Here is an 18,410-nt window from a genome sequence, read left to right on the forward strand (position 1 = left end):
GGGTTATTTGGAAGTTCTGTGATAGGTACTTCCATTTTACACTGAAAATGGTGGTTATTTTTCTTTATTTGAACCTATTTACTACACTAGGCACCACAAAAGGACAAAGGTCGGATTTGTCTATAATGGAAGGACACTTTTGTGGGGGATGACATGAAAGTATCTAATCTAATGAGAGTGTTCTTCTTTAGTTTTATGAACATTAATTTTTCTAATTCCATTATAAACATATCTCCCATCGCTTCATTTCTTATAAAAATAGGCTGTTCTCTAAAACATTGTGGTTTCGGTGAAAACTCATTAGTTCGGGAGAGTGGAAGGCGGCGACATCCTCTCTGTATTTTAGTTACCCCATTGACTTTTAAAGGTTTTATCATTTTTGTGGATTCTTCATTTTAAACTTAAAATGATAAGTATTTATAACTTAAAGAAAAAAAAGTTTTACTTTTTGACAAAAATAGTTTACATTAAGTTAAAAATATATTACAATAAACTTATCATTAGGAGGTTGAATCATGAATGAACATGGTGAAATTAAAAATCAATTACCAGTACTAAGAGCTAAAAAAGGTTATTCACAAAAAGATGTCGCAGAGAAAGTGGGTGTTAGTCGACAGACGATTGCTTCTTTGGAAAAAAATAAATATAACCCCTCACTCAAATTGGCATATGAACTTGCACTTTTATTTGAGGTGGAATTGCAAGAAGTCTTTCAATATCAATTAAAGGAGGAATTGTAAATGTTTTTCTATATTTTTCTTGGTGTTTTAATTGTTGCCATTACCTTTTGGTCTAAATTTCAATTTGGAGATGAAGGAAAGGATGAACGGGGACAAAAAATTCTTAACAGGTCTTATAAGATTATTTTTCCGATGTTTATCATTGGATGGGTGTTTGTTAGACTTTTCGAGGACTTTGTAATGCCATTAGATGGGGAAGGCTGGCGTATGGCTATGTGGTATTTAATAACGGGAATTATGATTCTGCATTCTGTTCTGATTTATATTTTCAGACGGGTTTATTAATCCATTTATCTATACTGTTTTACCCTTCGCTAGGATTATTGGTGAGAAAGTTGATTGTGTTAAACTTTACGTCAGTTGGCACCCTTTTTTCACTTTGAAAGGGACGTTTATAAAAATCAAAATAAGCAAGGTGAAAGTAAACAAGCATATATTTTTATCATTACAGGCGAGAAGACCCCATTCTCAAGGAGTGAGAAGGGCGCTAGCCTAATGAGTAGGGTGGGGATGAATCGCCTTCGGACAAGGGATAGCTTCAGCTATCTCCATTGTCCGACTGTTTAACTCGGTTCCTAGTCCTAAGTCAATTTTAATTAAACCGAACAAATGTTTGTATTTTTGCGAGTTGTATTGTATAATGAATAGAGAGAGATGGAGGTGAATGTATTGCTTGTCCATAGGGCTTATAAATTCAGAATCTATCCTAACAAAGATCAAACGAAATTAATCAACCGAACCATTGGTTGTTCTCGTTTTGTATTCAATCACTTTTTGGAAAAATGGAGAACTACCTATCTAAAAACTGGAAAAGGTATGACCTACAAAACGTGTTCTTCCCAATTAACCCATCTTAAGAAAGAATTGGATTGGTTAAAAGAAGTGGATAGCATTGCCCTTCAAACCTCACTTAAAAACCTTTCCAATTCGTATGCTCGATTCTTCAGAAAACAGTCGAAAGCCCCGCGTTTCAAGTCCAAAAAAACAAGGTCCAATCCTACACCACAAAACGCACGAACGATAATATTGCGATTGTTGCGAACAAAATCAAACTACCAAAACTCGGACTTGTTTCATTTGCTAAAAGTCGTGAAGTGGATGGTCGGATTATCAATGCTACGATTAGACGTCATCCAAGTGGTAAATTCTTTGTATCTATCCTTGTTGAAACAGATATAGATCCATTACCCAAAACATACTTATCTGTTGGTATGGATGTCGGATTGAAAGACTTCGCCGTTCTATCCAACGGAAGCATCTACAAGAACCCAAGATTTTTTAGCACCTTAGAAAAGAAACTTGTAAAAGTGCAAGCGTCATTGGCACGACGTAAGAAAGGTTCTTCTAACTGGCATAAACAACGAATCAAGCTTGCACGAATTCACGAAAAAATAACCAATATAAGAAAGGATTACTTGCATAAAATTTCTTTCCATATTGTCAAAAACCACGACATTATTGGTATAGAAGATTTGCAAGTATCGAATATGTTAAAGAATCATAAATTAGCAAAAGCCATTAGTGACGCGAGTTGGTCCATGTTTCGTATCATGCTAGCGTATAAGGCAAAATGGTATGGAAAACAGGTTGTCATGGTCTCTAAAAACTTTCCTTCAAGCCAACTTTGCTCTTGTTGCGGCTATCAAAATAAAGATATGAAGAATCTTGCGTTACGTGAGTGGGATTGTCCATCTTGTGGTGCACACCACGATAACAGGGATATGAACGCTAGCATAAATATTAAAAAGGAAGCAATAAGAATTCTAACCGTAGGTCCTACGGGGTTAGCCTAATCAAAACCGACTGTTAGGTTGGTGTTCTTAGGAATCTCCCACTTCAAACAGACCGTAAGGTCGTTAAGTGGCGAGAGGGTTCAATAATAGCTCCATATATTCACCATAAGGCACCTACGAATAACAGCGATGAAAATGGATGGGCAAACGTTAGTGTGCCTCGTATGATTGGATTATCAATGTTAAACCAAGTTGGCATTACTCACATGAATGATACAAATGTTATATCCTTTAATATGCCAAATGAATACCGTGATGGTACAGAGACTTTAGCGTACAGTTATCGTTTACAAATATCCATGCATCCTCGAGATGATTATAATCAAGATATTGCTTCGATGGATGGCGATGTACTCGTCCTAGCTGGAAGTGAAGATGAATCATTTCAAGCAGAAAAATATGATGACGTTTTTGACGTACATTACCAAACAGAAGTTGTGCTAGTAGATGGATTATCTCATTTTGCACTTATTCATAATGAGCAGGCACATGAAACAATAGCGGAGTGGTTAATCTCTCAATAGTTATTTAATGTGATAGTAATTTTGTTTTTGGTTAATCTATGTTGCTAATTCGATCTATAAATACTTCGTTTCATTTCTTTTTTCTTTTTATGTTTTCTCTTAAACAAGCATTCTTTTATTCAAAATCCCATTGTATGGAAAAAAACTAAATAATTGGAGGCTGATGTATGACTGTTAAGGTTACTAGTATTGGCTTGAAAGGTTTGGAAGGTTACCGTGTGCAGGTAGAGGTGCGGATTTCACATGATAAGGAATCGGTGGTGATTGTAGGTTTGCCGGATGCTTCTGTAAAGGAGTCTAGGGAGCGGGTGTTAGCATCGATAGCTTATTTTGATCTGGATGTGACCGATAAGAAGGTCCCAACTCCTTCAAAGCAGCAACAGCAATGGCCAAATCACTGCCGGGTCTTGCCGAAAAAATTAACTTTACAAAGAAGCCGGAATTTTTGCAGCAGGAGCTTTATCAAGAGATAATCAAATAAAAGAAGGGCAAACTAGTTGCAGATCAAATCGTGAAGGTATTTTTACACGTTAGGAGTATAAAATTTTATAGCTGAAGTTAATCGACGTAGTAAAAATTTTTAGGAACTAAGTATAAGCGCAACTAGGCGATTGCCTGCGCCTAAAGGCTTGGCACTAGCCAAGTTTTCTTTAAAAAGTGGTGAGGAAAAGTGGATCCTCATTCATATCGAAGTTCAAGGAGATACAGATCCTGATTTCCCAAAGCGAATGTTCCGTTATTATTACCGAATCTATGATAAATTTAATCGAGACACCGTTGCGATTGCATTATTGACAGACGACACCAAACGTTTTCGACCTGACACGTATCACAATGCTTTTGAAGGAACCTCTTTAACATACAAATATAATATGTATAAATTCTATGACCACGAAGAAAGTGAACTGGTCCAATCGAACAATCCATTTGCAATCGCAGTGTTGGCGGCCAAATATGCCAACGAATCCAAAGACGATGAAGAAAAAAGATATCGCTTCAAACGCAAACTTTTTCGAATGATTTTACAAAAGAGCAGTTATCCTCCAGTAGAACGCCGCATTTATATCGCTACACTCATTTACTTCATAGATTATTTACTTCAAATACCGTTAGATTTAATTAGAAAAACTTGGCTTGTCGCCAAGCCATAATGGCGAAAGCCTTAGTTTTACTTATACTTTCAACCGATTTAATTAATAAATTCTGAAAGTGCCAAAAAGTTAAGAGATGAAATAATCCAAACGAAGGAGGGAAAAGAAATGGTTTATGTGGATCGAGACAACTTACCACAGTCTTGGGCAGAATTGGAAAGAGTGTTTAGGGAAGAGGGAAAAGAAGAAGGAAAGGAAGAAAGTGAAAGATCAGTTGCGCGTAGGATGCTAAAAGATGGTATGTCAGTAGAATTAGTAGCAAAATATGTCACGTTATCCAAGGAAAAGATCCAAAAGTTAGCTGATGAGTTGTAGGATGTGAAATCGGGTGGTACTGGTATATGTATGTTACAGTAGTTATGGTCACAGAGACAGCTTGGAATTTGTCGAAGGTTGATATGTGGTAGGGGGATATGAGAGGTGTTCGCGCACTTCTCTTTTTTTCGTACTTTGGTAGACACTAAATAACTTGGTAGCCGCGATTATAGTAATAAGAGAGTTTAAAAGATTTCTTGAAACCGATTAGCTTTGTTTATTCAAGAAAGAGGGAGGAACTAAGTTGGAGCCATTATGCTTTAAAATTACTCTTGTCATATGTATGGAGGAGTGTGAGGCTGAAGAAAAGGGAAAATGTCATCACAACGATGATCATGATAATGATGTAACTGAACTTCCCGGGGAACTCGAATCATCTGAGATAGATACTCCCTCTTCATCCAAAATGCTAAAAAATGATTCACACAAAGATATCGCAAAGGTGATGAGAATTGTGGATGCCGATACGATTGAGGTGAATGTAAATGAAGACATGGTAGATGTTCGTTTACTACTCGTTGACTGTCCTGAAACGGTCCACCCAAAGGGACTAACTGAAAAATTTGGTGTGGAAGCAAGTGCTTTTGCTAAAAAAATACTTACAGGAAAACAAGTGCAGTTGGAATATGATGGTCCAAAATGGGATCATTATGGGAGAATTCTCGCTTATATGTGGGTAGATGGTAAATTGTTTAACCAAATGTTATTGGAAGAGGGCTTTGCGCATATCGCTTATGTATATAATCCTCCGTACAAATATTATGATTTACTCGCCAGAGCACAAGACAAGGCAAAAATTAGGAAAAAGGGGATTTGGGGGATTGTTGGAAGTGAGGGGGGAGTAGATTATCAAGGGCAGATGGATTTGTTTGGAATAGGAAGGGATGGTGGTTTGGAGTGAATGATAGATCGGCAAAAGCTAAGGTACAGTGACGTCCTGAAATTTGTCGAATGGAAACAGAGGAACTCTCTTTATGCTGAAGTTTCCTCTATTAAAAATAAGCCTAGCTGGATAACTTACCTCTTGCTGGTACATAAGTGCTAATTCTCGCCATAAAGCAATCACAGCCTCCTGATATAGTTTTCAAACGACCTAGCATTTTTGTTCGCTAAGAAGGTTGGAATGCCTTTTTATGTTTTCGATCCTTATGAACATATTAAAATTTTTTGCCATTACTTATTTCAATCAATTACTGATATAACTACCTTATATCCGGAATTAGCTAAATATTTAAATGACATAAAGCTACATCCTAATAGAGTTATTAAATAAATTTGTAAGTAAATCATTGTAAGCAAAAATATATATGGTGAAGAAGTAATGAAGGAACCCACTGAGTTGGTTGATTAAGCCACTTGGTGGGCTTTTTTATTTTGCTTATTTATCCATTAAGCTCTATCCTATTATTAATAGGAGTTTATTATTGACGGAATTCTAGGGGGATTATTGTGAAGAAAATTATTCATGATGTTAAGGGGGATGTAATTCTTTCTTATCAAGAGAATGGATATCAATCATTAATAGATCAATTTCAAAAGGCAAATTATATTAATATCGTAACCTATAATATTAATACTTATGAACCTAAAACAGAATTAATTAAAGAGCTTAGGAAAGTGGGTAATTCCACACCAATTACATTAGTATTAAACATACCAGCAAGAAGAGACGATTACATAAATAAGAAGACTGTCCAAATAGATCAAGCTGCTGTAAATGATGCAAAGAATAAAATTAAATACACACTAAATGTACTAGAACGATCAAAGTTTGGAGATTTAAATGTTTATTTTAATTTTGATAATCATTCAAAGCTCATAATGACTGATACAGTAGCTTATATCGGGTCACAGAATTTTTCTGATGCAAGTAAAGATAACTTTGAATTAGGGCTTTTAGTGAATGATCCAAGGGAAGTTAGTAAAATAAACTATAGAATTTTTGAAGAAATTAAAGACAATTCAATCCTTTATGCAACTTCTGAATATGCAATAGTAATGGAAGAGATAGCTGAAATAATGAGGGATTTATTACAAAATATTAGGCAAGATATCTTCACATTGGCAGGGGATGAGCCCTATATACCAGAAATAGAGGTAATAAATATTGATAATGCTTACTTCCCTAAACAAAAGTGGGAGGAATTTAAGGAACTTCATTACAGGTTTGAAGATATAGTAGATAAATTGGTAAATGACTATCCTTCAGAATTTAATAAAGGAAAAGCTGAAAAGAAAGTAGAACAATTAAGGGACTTGGTAGAAGACTTTGCATCTGAATTAGATGAACTTGCTAATTTTATGAATAACAGGGAAGAGTCTATGATGTGGAAGAAGTTTGAACAAATTGATATAGGGGAAGATGTTGATTCTGCTTTAGAAGGTGCATCAGAGTATGTAAGGAATTTTAAACATGATAAATTTCGTGATATAGAAGAAATAGGGGATGAACTAGTTCAATCTTTTGATGACATAGAACAATGCATTAATGATATTGAAACAGTCATTGACGAGATAAAGGATGCTATGATAAATAAATCTGTTTATCAAAATATAGATCTAATCAAGAACTATCAATAAAAATGAAATAAAAAAACAGTTTCATAACTTAATATGGCGGTGATAGATATGAATCCTAAGGTTATACCTAAAAACCAAAGTATGGATATGAAAGAAAAACACCAAGGTAAAGAAGAATGGAAGATGTTTGCAAGGAGAGTTCAAAAAAATCCTTTTGTTAAAAATCACCTACTATATAGAGAAAATCAAAAATGTTCTTGGTGTGGATGGAGTATTGATAAAGAGTTTGTAGTTCATCACATTGATTATGATCATGTATGTGAATATAAAATAATGAGGGAATATCCAAGTCCAACAGTTAAGCGCCCAAAAAAGAATGGTAAAAGTCCCTGACTGCGAATCATGCAATAGGGCTAACCCAAATTTATTTTCTGATTGCATGAGTAGGCTAACTCCAGTTCATAAATTGTGCAATTTTAAGATAGAAAAGAATATGGATTCAAGTAATTAATTCAATAGAAGGAACTCGTCAAATTTTGCTCATCACAATATTGTGGTGGGCATTTTTATTTTGGAATGAAAACCTAAGATTAGGTGGAACAGTGGATAAAACCCTATATATAGCGGGGGTGAATAGAGGGGGATATATTTTGCGTATTTTTATCCATTCGTCCTCACGGCGATGCTTAGGCAACCAATAGAGACAGGACAGGTAACAATCAGTCGTGCTGCATCTACGGTCACTAATCCTGCACAGTTTCTTCTTCTTGGTGCGATGAACCCATGTCCGTGTGGATATTTAGGTTCACGGCATTTCTATTGTACGTGTACACCAAAGCAGATTACCGCCTATACGAACCGTGTATCCGGTCCAATTCAAGACCGAATGGATATATTGCTGTACTTGCAAGTGGTTGCTTTAGATAAGGAATCCCCAGAACATAATGAAGCATCTGAAGTAATGAGAAATAGAGTAGTCGTGGCACGGGAACGTCAATATAAAAGGTACGGATCTGAGATGACAAATGCTGTAGCTGCACCAGAGGTAATCCTTCATTGTACGAAGTTAAATGCTGATCAACAGAAGATGGTACAACAATGGTCGACACAATATAACTGGAGTACTCGAGTACAAATGAAGGTACTCCGTATCACAAGGACGATTGCAGATTTAAAAGGGGAGGACTGTATATCGAATGATGCATTATGGGAAGCGATGACATTGCGGCGAACAATAAAAGGTAAGAATCCAAAATCGGTGGCGAGGTGACACAGTGGGACGGAAGAAAAGAATTTGGTTACCAAACTATTTTTATCACGTCGTTTGTCGCGGAAATAGACGTGATGCGCTATTTAGAGATGACAACGATTTTATCAACTTTCTTTATATTCTCGAACAAATCAATGAGCGCTATCCCTTTGAATTGGCCTCCTTTTGCTTAATGACGAATCACTTTCATCTGCAAATTCGTTCCCACCAGCAGGAAATCTCCAAAGTGATGGCCCTCGTTAATCGCCGCTATGCTAGTTATTTTAATACAAGGCATCACTTAACAGGCCATCTATTTGAAAAGAGATACTATGATAAAATCATCCCCAATTCAAAAGGTTTGTTAGACGTTAGTCGGTATATTCACCTGAATCCTGTTGCTGCCAAAATGATAAAAAAAGCAGAAGATTACCATTGGAGCAGCTTTCAAAATTATCTGGGAAGTGTGCACCCAAACTATGTTTTTTTAAAACCGCAGTTAGTCTTGGATTACTTTTCAGGGACATTAGAGGAGAAGCAGGAGAAGTATCGAGAGTTTGTAAGAGCCGGTACCTGTCACCACCCGTAATATTGAAAAAGTGAAGTATCTAATTTTCAAGAAAGGCTTCCCCTCAATTAAGCACTAGTATTAAACTGATGCTAGAAATCAATGAATTCGTAGGGGAAGTTGTCTTTGTTGCGGATAAACTAGTACCAGTGCAAAAAATTTAAGGTAACGTTTTTTGGTTAATCTGCTGAGGTAGCAGAGAACAGAAAGTTTATCAAGGAACGGTTACGTCAAGGAAGAAAGGCAAAAGTGGTCTACAGCAATCACTTCCGGTCCACATATAGATAAGCGAGCAAAATTATCCTTTATAGCTGATGAACTAGGATAATTATTTTTTGGGTTAAATAAAAATAAAGTGATGTTCTATTTCATAGGTTTATATAAAGGAGAGGGGAGTAATTAAATGTATCAAAATCAGAAAAGTAAGAGAGAAATCGGTTGGAAGTATTTTAATGATTTAGTAGAACCATATGGAGAATGCTTGTACCTTGATTATGGTGTAACAAAAATTAATCCTAAAAACATTATCGGATTATCCTATTCTGGTGTTGTTTCTGAAGAGAAGTTGGTGCGATTAGTAGAATTGGTAAATGCTAGTGGTTGGAATGATAATTCACCTCAAGACTTACATCTTCTACTGCTTCCAAATGGATACTTTACCGTTAGTACTGGAGGAAACCACAGAACTATATTATCCAATAAGATGGGATTGGATTGGATTAAAGCAAATGTTGAAGTGTTAATTCCATATGAACGCGTATCACCTGAAGTAAAGGGACAATTACAATCATTAGAAAAAACGATAGAAAAAGAAGATGAAATATTTACACAGGTATTTAAAGAAGAACAAGCTTATTATGATAAACTTGAAGAACCGCCAAGTGAATTACATGAAAAAAGAAAGCAACAAGAAAAAAAGTTAGGTCGTGTTGAAGAAGAAAAAAGGAATCTTATATTTAATGAAGCAAAACGATTAATGCTGCTTCCATATCAACCTAGATTAAAAGTGACAATAAATAAGATGAGCAGAAAAACTTAAAGGTAAAAATTATGTTTAGGTTTGGTGTCACCACCCATAGATTCAATGTTTTGTTAAAGACCATAGAAACGATTACATTAAGAATAACTTTAAGGTTTATAAAAGGATTGATACAGTGACGTCCCGGAATTTGTCGAGGATTGGTAATGAATAGACAGAAACCGGCAATATGGAATGAAAGGGTGATTAATATGAAAATTGGAGTAGCAGGAACTGGTTGATGTTGGTTTATCAAATGCCCTATATATAAGCTCAATATTAGGTATAGGCACCCCCTCGCAATTTAGCGGGTTTTTCGAAAAATATAGGGTAAGAGGTTTCATTCAGAGAGTGCCAGTTACTGTCCAATATTACTTATTTTCTTTTACCCAATTATCTATATAAGGTTTTAATGTTTTAATGAAGGTTATTGTCGTATCAATGTATTCTTGCTTAATCTGTGATTCATTCCATGTCGAAGGTTCGAATGGTATTTTATATACGAGCCCTTTCCATTTTTGACTCGTACAGTTTAATCTGCTTTTAGGAACCTCCATATCAAAGGCGATGTTACCTAATAGTTGATTGCCAAATTTTTTAAAGGGTTCCTTTCTCTTTGATAATCTGCTGTGTATATTCCAATCTGGTGTAAACATCCACCTAACGGAATCCGGACTATTCATAGTATAAGAGAAAGTATAAGCATCATCATTATGATATGGTTTTGATAACCACCCACATTTTGGCGGTGTCAATTTTCTTATAAATGGTTGAAGGTGATAAAGAATAACTTTCAAAAAGATTGCTTTGATACACATGATCTATTATTCCGTCAGCAATGTCACTAAAACCCTGTTTATACGCTTCACTTATCTTTTTAACGCTACCCATGTAAATCCCTCCCTTTTGATACCAATAAGTGTAAAGGAGAAAATTCAACTTTAAAATTGTTTATTTATTCAAACTACAACTTTAACTTAATTATAACTTTTCCTGGATTCATCTAGACTGGTTTCAGAAAGACAATTCTCAGGTACTGTCACAGTGACGTCCCGGATTAGAGATAATATTGATACTACTGCTTTAGCTAAAGCTATAATCTGTCATGTGTAAAATAGAACGTGATTTAATTGCGGAAAGAACAAAAGCTGGACTGGAATTTTCAAGGGCAAGAGGCAGAAAAGGAGGAAGATCTAAAAAGAACCAAAAGGACAGAGAACGTGAATTAAAGCTATATGATACTGAACAGTATTATGTCAATGGTATTGCTGAAATGACTGGTGCTTCAACTGCAACGATATTTAGAGAATAGAGAAAATCAGAAAGGCGCCAGTTAATAAATTAATGGCGTCATTTTTGTTAGGGTAAACAAGGGGGCGACTTATTGAACAACAAAACAAGTACATTATGTGTCTAATCTTTCTTTCCAAGTAGTAATTCTTTTAAAAATTTCTCTAGCATCTTTTGTGTAATTTATTTACTTCATCATATTTTTCCATAGTTGCGAATGTAGTAACATATAAATCTATTGCCTCTAGTACATAATTATTTTTGTCATAATGAAGCAAATCATACTTAATGTCATCAAATATATTAGTGTCGAATGTTACGTTAAGTTTGTGCTTGTGGGTTAAATTATTATTTCCGTGATCTTTCATTGCATTTAATGTTGAAGGGTGTATTTTTTCAATATTTTTCTTCATTTCATCATATAGAAAGTGAGTAATCATATTAAAAGTTAATCTTTCTCTTTCTATTTTATCCTCTTCTCTTCTTTTTCGTTCTTCTCTAACTTGTATGTATACAACTGAAAATGCAAGAAAAGCACTAATAACGGCACCTAAATAACTACCAAAAAAGCCAATCCAATTGTTATCTTCAAACTCTAATAGTTTTTGTAGGTGATGTCATCAAGGTTTAGAATATCACCATCATTAAGCTCAATAAGATTAAATCCATACTTCTCATAGATTGCTAGCTTCTTCTTCCTGCCGGCATCTTATGGTATGCCTTAATACATATTAACAATAAGGCAGGCTGAAGTGTAGGGAAGGAGTAAATGTTTTCAACGGATTGAATTGGGACTTTCTTTTTCGCCTCCCCCGTATGATAAATGATCGATGAACGTATTCCTTCATAAGAAGAGCCAGCTTCTAAACTGGCTTGCTTGATTAGCTGGTTAGAAAGCCATTCTTAAATTTTTTAGGTGTTTTTTGAAAGCGATTCCAAAAATGTATTGACTTTTGTTTCTTAGTTATTTTATAATTCACCTAACGATTAATTTAATGAATTAACTAATTATGGAGGTGTGATAATTATAAGAAAATGAACTGCAGATACCACTATTTGTTTGTCTAATTTTTAAATTTCCTAAAGGGGGTAATGGAAAATGATGCGAAAATATTTAGTTTTATTTACGGTGTTACTAAGTATAACGTTTTTAGTTATTGGTTGTAGCACAGAGGAGGAAAGTTCTAGCAACCAAGATAATACCGATGATCAAATTGAATTAACTATTGCATGGTGGGGTACATCTGTTCACCATGAAAAATATTTAGACGTAATAGAGTTATTTGAAGAAAAAAATCCAAATGTAAAAATTGTCCCACAGTATTCCGGTTGGAACGGATATTGGGAAAAGTTAGCTACTCAAGCTGCGGGAAGTAATCTTCCTGATGTTATCCAAATGGATTATTCCCGTTTGAATGAATATGTATCAAGGGATTTAATTAAAGATTTGGGGAAGTATCAAGACGAAGGTATTTTAAATTTAGAAGATGTTAGTGAATTATATATAGATAGTGGAAGCATTAACGATAAATTATACGCAATTGCTTTGGGGACTAATTCTAGTGTGCTTGCTTACGATCCGGCAATGTTTGAAGAAGCTGGTGTGGAGCCCCTTGAACCAGGATATACATGGGATGAATATGTGGAGACAGCACGAGAGTTAAAAGATAAATTAGGTGATGAAACCTATGTGAATATCATGGATGGATTAGGGGATGGATTTATCCATTACTTAAGACAACATGGACAATGGTTATACAATGATGAAAATACAGAAATCGGTTTTGATAAGCAAATGTTAGTTGATTATTTAAACATTTTTGAGCCATTAAGAGAGGAAGGTGTTGTACCAACACCAGAAATGGTAGCAGCTGCCGCTAAGGGAAATGAGCATAGACTTATCATTGATGGAGAGTCACCGACAGAATTAATTACTAGCAGTCAAGTTTCTTTTGTTCGAGAATTAACTGGTCGACCTATTGAATTAACTACACTACCAGATTTACCTGGAGGAGAAAAGGGACATTTTATTAAACCTAGTCTATCGTTCTCCGTTACAACTCATGCAACAGATGAAACAGAAAAACTTGCTGCTGAGTTTATTGATTTCTTCACTACTAGTAAAGAAGCAAATGATATCTTGTTAGGAATTAGAGGAACTCCTATTTTCCCTGAGATGCAAGAGTATTTATATCCAAAATTAGATGAGGGCACTCAAAAGGTTTTTGATTATATCACGTTATTGGAAGAGGAATATGCAAGAGAATTGTATCCAGTCCCACCAGCCGGTCAAGGTGAGATTGATTCTCTATATGATCGTTTAATGGAACAATATCGATATGGGAACATTTCTGCTGAGGAACTTGCAGATCAGTTTGTATCAGATGCCAATGAGATTCTGGTTGAAGCTAGCGAATAAAAAAGGTGTGCTTAAAGTTATTTTAATTAAAATAACTTTAAGCACCCAAATTTACGAGTAAATAAAGTTTATATTGAAAGGAGGAATAAGGTGAGTCAACTTAGAACAGATTTATCTACCAACATAAAAACAATTAGTTCAAGAAAGAAAGTTGTAATGAAGAATATAGCAGGTTTTTTATTTATTTCCCCATGGTTAATTGGGTTTATCGGATTTGTAATTGGACCAATGATAGCATCTTTTTATCTCTCATTTACTAGTTATGATATGTTAACAAGTGCAAAATGGGTTGGTTTAAAAAACTATATTAGTATGTTTACAGATGATCCAAGGTTTTGGAAGGCATTGATTGTTACATTGAAATTTGTTGTTATAGCAGTTCCGTTGAAATTGGCTTTCGCTTTATTTGTTGCAATGCTATTTAATACTTCTCATAAAGGTCAGGGGTTGTATTCTACGATTTATTATGTTCCTTCTATATTAGGAGGAAGTGTAGCTGTTGCGGTTATGTGGCGACTGTTATTCGGTCGGGATGGTGCGGTTAATGCAATGTTAGAGGGAGTAGGCTTAGGTATTATTACCACAGATTGGATAAATAGTCCGGATTATGCATTATCTGTAATAATTTTATTAATAGTTTGGCAGTTTGGGGCACCTATGTTGATTTTTTTAGCAGGTTTAAAAAATATACCCAAGGAGTTATATGAGGCAGCCGCAGTAGACGGAGCTGGATTTATATCGAGGTTTATTAAGATAACTATACCTATGTTAACACCTGTGATTTTTTTTAACCTTGTCATGCAAACAATCCATGGTTTTATGATATTTACCCAAGGTTATTTAATAACAGGTGGTGGTCCACTTGATGAGACTTTATTTTTCTCACTTTATCTTTATGAATCGGCATTTGAATATTTTAAAATGGGATACGCATCTGCTATGGCATGGATAATGCTGTTGATCATTGCTTTTTTCACTGCCGTAATTTTTAAAACTTCAAAATCATGGGTTTACTATGAATCTGAAGGTGGGCGATAAATATGAAGGAAAAAATAAATAGTATAACATACCACACATTTGTCATTCTGTTTGGGTTTGCAATGCTATACCCGATAATTTGGTTAATAGTAAGTTCATTGAAGCAAGACTCGGAAATATTTGCTAATGCAGCTTCATTATTAATTACTTCTTTTGAGTTTGAAAATTATACAAAAGGGTGGCAAGGATCAGGAGGTCAAGGGTTTGATGTGTTTTTTAGAAACTCAGCGTTTGTAACGACATTCGTGGTAATAGGGACCCTTTTTTCATCTAGTTTAGTTGCTTTTGGGTTTGCGAGAATAGATTTTAAATTTAGAAAATTACTATTTGCATGTCTATTGGCTACGGTGATGTTACCGATGCAAGTAACATTAATTCCTCAATATATTCTGTTTCATAATTTAGGTTGGGTAAATACCTATTTACCTTTAATTGTTCCGGCATTTGTTGGCGGTATTCCATTTTTTATATTCCTAATGATTCAATTTATAAGAGGAATACCTAGAGAGTTAGACGAGGCTGCAGTTATGGATGGTTGTAGTTATTTTGGGATTTTTTGGAGGATTGTATTACCCCTTTGTAAGCCTGCGTTGATAACAGTGACAATATTTTCATTCATGTGGACTTGGGATGACTTTTTTGCCCCTTTAATATATTTGAACGAATCAAGGTTATTTACAGTTTCATTGGGTCTTAACATGTTTGCTGATCCAGATACCATGACTCAATGGGGACCACTTTTAGCCATGTCAAGTCTATCGTTGTTGCCACAGATAATATTGTTTTTATTTTGTCAAAAGTATCTAGTAGATGGAATGGCTACAACAGGATTAAAATAATCAATTTTGATGTTGACAAAAGATAAATAGTTTAATAATATTTAATTTAATTAATTCAATGTTTTAATTAATTGTTTGGATAGGAGGTAGAAATATGAAATTAGGGTTAAGAATACCGGATATTAAGAATTTAAGTTTAGAGGAAAAAGTAGATTTAGCAGTTGAGTGCAGATTAGATGCTATTGAATTATCCGCATCTGAGTTAATGGATCACGACATCACTAGACGACTAAAAGAATACGCAGAAAAAAGGAATATCACTATTACATCTGCAGGAATAGGCATAGATTTATGTAACCCACAATCCAGAGATGAAGTAAGGGAAAACATGAAATTAATTTTAGAAGGAGCAAAGATTCTAGGTGGTATTCCTCTTTTCAGCCGTACAATGGTAGCTGATGAAGGAGTGGGGCAGGAAGAAACTTGGAAAAATGTAATCGAATTCACAAGGGAAATTACTGAAATTTGTGCTTCTGAAAACATTACATTTTCAATTGAAATTGATCATTCACCATGCTTTGTACACAACCTAGAAAGGTTTGAAAAATTGTATAAGAAAGTAAATCACGTCAATCTTCATTTAAATTTCGATCCAACAAATTTATTAGTAAATGGAAGCGATCCATTTGAATCCATTGAAAAGTGGGGGCATTTGTTTACAGGAGGACATATAAAAGATGGGGTATTTAGGACAGATAAAAGGTCAGAGGTTCCATTAGGCCAGGGAGAAGTAGATTATTTAAATATTTTTAAAGCTTTAGAACAAAGAGGGATTGATTTAACTTTTCAATTCGAACACTTGCAACATCCTGATGAAGTAAAACAAGCAGCAACATATATGCATGGGTTGTTAGGGAAATAAAAAAAGGAAAGGAGAGCTTAAATGACAATAAAATATGGAATTATTGGTGCAGGACGTATGGGATCTCATCACGCTAATCAACTTATGCAGATGAGTGAAGCTTATATAGTAGCAGTTTGTGATAGTGATGAGAAAATAGCAAATAATCTTGGTAATCGAACCAATGCCAAGGTTTATACAGATTATCATAAGATGCTAGAGGAAGAGTCCTTAGATGCTGTATATTTATGTACACCCGTGAGAGGTAGACTTGAGCAAGTTGAAGCCATCACTTCAAAAAAAGTGAACTTATATATAGAGAAACCCTTAGCTGTTAGCATTGAAGAAGGAGAAAAGATTCAGACATTAGTAAGAAAATCAGGGATATTTTGTACGGTTGGTTTTCAATGGAGATCCATGGATATTGTTAAAAAAGCTAAAGAAGTAATCGGTGATGATCCTATTTCTCTAATAACAGGTAGATACTATTGGACTGTACCTCTCGTCAAATGGATTCAGCAAAGACATCTGGGTGGTGGTCAAGTATTTGACCAAAATATTCATATGGTAGACCTAGCTATTTACTTTGCTGGAGAAGTTGACCATCTATATTCTGTATTTACACAGAAGGTAACGACAAAAGAAATGGAAAATTGGGATGGTTATAGCAGTACTGTTTCATTTAAAAATAATACAGTTGGTAATTTCTACTCAACATATGGCCTATACCCAGAAATTGATGAAAAACCATTTTTAGATATTATTCAAAAAAATCGTTTGGTTCGTATAACAGAAGGTCAATTGATTATTAAAACACCTGGTAAAGAAGAAAAGCTTATGAATGAGGACAGGATTGCTGGAATTAACTATGACTTTCATCAAGCACTTTTGAAAAAGGATAAATCTTATATATTAGCGTCAATTGAAGATGGTTTTCATACATTAAAAGTTGTATTAGGAGCTAATTGCTCAGCTGTACAAAATAAAATAATTGATATAGCCGATCTAAATAGTTTTGGCCTAGAAGACTTAAAAAAATTGAATGTAAAGGAGAATGTGAAATGAGTACATTAAAAACATCATATAAAGATAAATGGAGTGCAGCCCCACTTTTTAACCCAGAGGATGGAAAGGTTGTTTGTTCACCAACTGGAGAGGGTGTTGGGTATTGGGTTGGGGCACCTACTATTATGTTTGATGATAAGGATAGCACGTTTTATTTATATTATAGAGTAAGACAGCCAAGAGGATTCGGTGATGACGAAAGAGGGTTTGAAGTAAGGATAGCACGTAGTTTAGATGGTGAAAATTTCCAGGATGCATGGAGCGTCCATAAGAAAGAGTTAAATTCAAGTTCGATTGAACGTTCAGCACTCGTAAAAATTAATGACAATTTGTATCGTTTATATATTAGTTATGTTGACCCGGAGGATAGTAGGTGGAGGATTGATGTTATAGAATCAAAAACTCCTGATTCATTTGATGTTAAAAAGAGACAAAAAGTACTAACTGCAGCTGACCTTGCTGTAGAAGGGGTTAAAGACCCCTATGTAATAAATGTAAATGATAAGTATTATATGTATTTTGTTTTTGCCAAGGGCTTAGAAGATGCAGAAGATACTGATATGCATAAAACTGGAGATGTTCATAATACTGGTCTAGCTGTTGCACCAACTGGTTTAGCTATAAGTGAAGATGGAATTAATTTTAAATGGATAGATACAGTTCTGCCTGTTGGCATGGATGGATGGGATAAATATCAATCTAGATTAACAACTATAATTCCTTATAATAATGCTTATACAGTATTGTGGGATGGAAGTGTTGGAGTAGAGCAAAATTATGAGGAAAAAGGGGCGGTAGCTATTACTTATGATTTAAGAACATTTGCTAAAGTCAACTATAATGAACCACTTTTAGAAACAAGTTCTAAGAAAGCAGTACGTTATGTAGATGCATTAGTTTTAGATGGATATATATGGTACTATTACGAATATACAAGGGATGATGGAGCTCATGAACTAAGGTTATATAAAACAAAAATATAAAAGGTTATGCCCTAGTTCTATACTAGGGCATAACTAATATTTAAGTTAGGAGAAGTG

22 protein-coding genes and 1 pseudogene are annotated in these 18,410 nt (G+C 34.7%); 20 read left to right on the plus strand and 3 right to left on the minus strand.

Annotation, left to right across the window (positions count from 1 at the left end; genetic code table 11):
• The first annotated feature begins 515 nt into the window (after positions 1–515).
• The 13 genes and pseudogenes from JOC48_RS15515 to JOC48_RS15575 all read left to right on the plus strand — a co-directional run bounded on the left by JOC48_RS15515 (position 516) and on the right by JOC48_RS15575 (position 9,899).
• On the plus strand, positions 516–740 hold the full coding sequence (locus JOC48_RS15515) for a helix-turn-helix transcriptional regulator (protein WP_163536240.1): 225 nt from the start codon (positions 516–518) through the stop codon (positions 738–740).
• Positions 741–1,025, plus strand: a complete 285-nt coding sequence (locus JOC48_RS15520) for a hypothetical protein (RefSeq protein WP_204501225.1) — start codon at positions 741–743, stop codon at positions 1,023–1,025. It begins immediately after the preceding gene.
• 369 nt (positions 1,026–1,394) lie between these two features.
• Positions 1,395–2,533 (plus strand): annotated as a pseudogene (gene tnpB, locus JOC48_RS15525) (IS200/IS605 family element RNA-guided endonuclease TnpB).
• A gap of 164 nt (positions 2,534–2,697) precedes the next feature.
• The gene (locus JOC48_RS15530; protein WP_204501227.1) at positions 2,698–3,057 is read left to right on the plus strand and encodes an alpha/beta fold hydrolase; all 360 of its coding nucleotides are present in this window, start codon (positions 2,698–2,700) and stop codon (positions 3,055–3,057) included.
• Positions 3,058–3,224: 167 nt separating this feature from the next.
• On the plus strand, positions 3,225–3,530 hold the full coding sequence (locus JOC48_RS21315) for a magnesium chelatase domain-containing protein (RefSeq protein ID WP_239584416.1): 306 nt from the start codon (positions 3,225–3,227) through the stop codon (positions 3,528–3,530).
• A gap of 138 nt (positions 3,531–3,668) precedes the next feature.
• On the plus strand, positions 3,669–4,208 hold the full coding sequence (locus JOC48_RS15540) for an RpnC/YadD family protein (RefSeq protein WP_204501229.1): 540 nt from the start codon (positions 3,669–3,671) through the stop codon (positions 4,206–4,208).
• 108 nt (positions 4,209–4,316) lie between these two features.
• Positions 4,317–4,523, plus strand: a complete 207-nt coding sequence (locus JOC48_RS15545; RefSeq protein WP_204501230.1) for a hypothetical protein — start codon at positions 4,317–4,319, stop codon at positions 4,521–4,523.
• A gap of 244 nt (positions 4,524–4,767) precedes the next feature.
• Positions 4,768–5,424 carry a thermonuclease family protein gene (locus JOC48_RS15550; RefSeq protein ID WP_239584417.1) on the plus strand — a complete coding sequence of 219 codons (657 nt, stop codon included), beginning with the start codon at positions 4,768–4,770 and terminating at the stop codon, positions 5,422–5,424.
• 548 nt (positions 5,425–5,972) lie between these two features.
• Positions 5,973–7,103 carry a phospholipase D-like domain-containing protein gene (locus JOC48_RS15555; RefSeq protein ID WP_204501231.1) on the plus strand — a complete coding sequence of 377 codons (1,131 nt, stop codon included), beginning with the start codon at positions 5,973–5,975 and terminating at the stop codon, positions 7,101–7,103.
• Positions 7,104–7,142: 39 nt separating this feature from the next.
• Positions 7,143–7,436, plus strand: coding sequence for a hypothetical protein (locus tag JOC48_RS15560; RefSeq protein WP_204501232.1), 294 nt, complete (start codon positions 7,143–7,145; stop codon positions 7,434–7,436).
• Positions 7,437–7,725: 289 nt separating this feature from the next.
• Positions 7,726–8,313, plus strand: a complete 588-nt coding sequence (locus JOC48_RS15565; protein ID WP_204501233.1) for an ATP-binding protein — start codon at positions 7,726–7,728, stop codon at positions 8,311–8,313.
• Between the two features lie 4 nt (positions 8,314–8,317).
• A complete protein-coding gene (locus JOC48_RS15570) occupies positions 8,318–8,881 on the plus strand; it encodes a transposase (RefSeq protein ID WP_204501234.1) in 564 nt (187 codons plus the stop codon).
• A 382-nt stretch (positions 8,882–9,263) separates the two neighbouring features.
• Positions 9,264–9,899, plus strand: coding sequence for a hypothetical protein (locus tag JOC48_RS15575; protein WP_204501236.1), 636 nt, complete (start codon positions 9,264–9,266; stop codon positions 9,897–9,899).
• 350 nt (positions 9,900–10,249) lie between these two features.
• Here JOC48_RS15575 and JOC48_RS15580 read toward each other — a convergent pair whose 3' ends face one another.
• Together JOC48_RS15580 and JOC48_RS15585 are read right to left on the minus strand one after the other, a co-directional pair.
• Positions 10,250–10,561: a hypothetical protein gene (locus JOC48_RS15580; protein WP_204501238.1), complete on the minus strand. Its 312-nt coding sequence runs from the start codon at positions 10,559–10,561 to the stop codon at positions 10,250–10,252.
• A gap of 28 nt (positions 10,562–10,589) precedes the next feature.
• A complete protein-coding gene (locus tag JOC48_RS15585; RefSeq protein ID WP_204501240.1) occupies positions 10,590–10,769 on the minus strand; it encodes a hypothetical protein in 180 nt (59 codons plus the stop codon).
• Between the two features lie 214 nt (positions 10,770–10,983).
• On the opposite strand from JOC48_RS15585, the gene JOC48_RS15590 reads away from it, so the two are divergent.
• Positions 10,984–11,190 carry a hypothetical protein gene (locus tag JOC48_RS15590; protein ID WP_204501242.1) on the plus strand — a complete coding sequence of 69 codons (207 nt, stop codon included), beginning with the start codon at positions 10,984–10,986 and terminating at the stop codon, positions 11,188–11,190.
• 142 nt (positions 11,191–11,332) lie between these two features.
• Here the strand turns inward: JOC48_RS15590 and JOC48_RS15595 are convergent, their stop codons facing one another.
• Positions 11,333–11,581: a hypothetical protein gene (locus JOC48_RS15595; RefSeq protein WP_204501243.1), complete on the minus strand. Its 249-nt coding sequence runs from the start codon at positions 11,579–11,581 to the stop codon at positions 11,333–11,335.
• Between the two features lie 686 nt (positions 11,582–12,267).
• Here JOC48_RS15595 and JOC48_RS15600 point away from each other — a divergent pair.
• The 6 genes from JOC48_RS15600 (at position 12,268) to JOC48_RS15625 (ending at position 18,353) form a co-directional block, all read left to right on the plus strand.
• The gene (locus JOC48_RS15600; RefSeq protein WP_204501244.1) at positions 12,268–13,587 is read left to right on the plus strand and encodes an ABC transporter substrate-binding protein; all 1,320 of its coding nucleotides are present in this window, start codon (positions 12,268–12,270) and stop codon (positions 13,585–13,587) included.
• Positions 13,588–13,743: 156 nt separating this feature from the next.
• Positions 13,744–14,625, plus strand: a complete 882-nt coding sequence (locus JOC48_RS15605; protein ID WP_204501360.1) for a carbohydrate ABC transporter permease — start codon at positions 13,744–13,746, stop codon at positions 14,623–14,625.
• 2 nt (positions 14,626–14,627) lie between these two features.
• Entirely contained in the window at positions 14,628–15,464 is an 837-nt protein-coding gene (locus tag JOC48_RS15610) for a carbohydrate ABC transporter permease (protein WP_204501245.1), read from the plus strand.
• Between the two features lie 94 nt (positions 15,465–15,558).
• Positions 15,559–16,326 carry a sugar phosphate isomerase/epimerase family protein gene (locus tag JOC48_RS15615; RefSeq protein ID WP_204501246.1) on the plus strand — a complete coding sequence of 256 codons (768 nt, stop codon included), beginning with the start codon at positions 15,559–15,561 and terminating at the stop codon, positions 16,324–16,326.
• A 21-nt stretch (positions 16,327–16,347) separates the two neighbouring features.
• Positions 16,348–17,370 carry a Gfo/Idh/MocA family protein gene (locus JOC48_RS15620; protein WP_204501247.1) on the plus strand — a complete coding sequence of 341 codons (1,023 nt, stop codon included), beginning with the start codon at positions 16,348–16,350 and terminating at the stop codon, positions 17,368–17,370.
• Positions 17,367–18,353, plus strand: a complete 987-nt coding sequence (locus JOC48_RS15625) for a hypothetical protein (RefSeq protein WP_204501249.1) — start codon at positions 17,367–17,369, stop codon at positions 18,351–18,353. Before JOC48_RS15620 ends, JOC48_RS15625 begins: the two co-directional genes overlap by 4 nt.
• Positions 18,354–18,410: the final 57 nt, after the last annotated feature.

The organism is Aquibacillus albus, from assembly GCF_016908325.1.
In the GTDB taxonomy this organism is placed as follows: Bacteria; Bacillota; Bacilli; order Bacillales; family Amphibacillaceae; genus Aquibacillus_A; species Aquibacillus_A albus.

Bases quoted from the DNA above. Each gene is read 5' to 3' on its own strand.
- JOC48_RS15515 (WP_163536240.1), top strand. From the start codon at position 516: ATGAATGAACATGGTGAAATTAAAAATCAATTACCAGTACTAAGAGCT.
- JOC48_RS15520 (WP_204501225.1), top strand. From the start codon at position 741: ATGTTTTTCTATATTTTTCTTGGTGTTTTAATTGTTGCCATTACCTTT.
- JOC48_RS15530 (WP_204501227.1), top strand. From the start codon at position 2,698: ATGATTGGATTATCAATGTTAAACCAAGTTGGCATTACTCACATGAAT.
- JOC48_RS21315 (WP_239584416.1), top strand. From the start codon at position 3,225: ATGACTGTTAAGGTTACTAGTATTGGCTTGAAAGGTTTGGAAGGTTAC.
- JOC48_RS15545 (WP_204501230.1), top strand. From the start codon at position 4,317: ATGGTTTATGTGGATCGAGACAACTTACCACAGTCTTGGGCAGAATTG.
- JOC48_RS15565 (WP_204501233.1), top strand. From the start codon at position 7,726: ATGCTTAGGCAACCAATAGAGACAGGACAGGTAACAATCAGTCGTGCT.
- JOC48_RS15575 (WP_204501236.1), top strand. From the start codon at position 9,264: ATGTATCAAAATCAGAAAAGTAAGAGAGAAATCGGTTGGAAGTATTTT.
- JOC48_RS15580 (WP_204501238.1), bottom strand. From the start codon at position 10,561: ATGAATAGTCCGGATTCCGTTAGGTGGATGTTTACACCAGATTGGAAT.
- JOC48_RS15585 (WP_204501240.1), bottom strand. From the start codon at position 10,769: ATGGGTAGCGTTAAAAAGATAAGTGAAGCGTATAAACAGGGTTTTAGT.
- JOC48_RS15590 (WP_204501242.1), top strand. From the start codon at position 10,984: ATGTGTAAAATAGAACGTGATTTAATTGCGGAAAGAACAAAAGCTGGA.
- JOC48_RS15595 (WP_204501243.1), bottom strand. From the start codon at position 11,581: ATGAAGAAAAATATTGAAAAAATACACCCTTCAACATTAAATGCAATG.
- JOC48_RS15600 (WP_204501244.1), top strand. From the start codon at position 12,268: ATGATGCGAAAATATTTAGTTTTATTTACGGTGTTACTAAGTATAACG.
- JOC48_RS15605 (WP_204501360.1), top strand. From the start codon at position 13,744: ATGAAGAATATAGCAGGTTTTTTATTTATTTCCCCATGGTTAATTGGG.
- JOC48_RS15610 (WP_204501245.1), top strand. From the start codon at position 14,628: ATGAAGGAAAAAATAAATAGTATAACATACCACACATTTGTCATTCTG.
- JOC48_RS15615 (WP_204501246.1), top strand. From the start codon at position 15,559: ATGAAATTAGGGTTAAGAATACCGGATATTAAGAATTTAAGTTTAGAG.
- JOC48_RS15620 (WP_204501247.1), top strand. From the start codon at position 16,348: ATGACAATAAAATATGGAATTATTGGTGCAGGACGTATGGGATCTCAT.
- JOC48_RS15625 (WP_204501249.1), top strand. From the start codon at position 17,367: ATGAGTACATTAAAAACATCATATAAAGATAAATGGAGTGCAGCCCCA.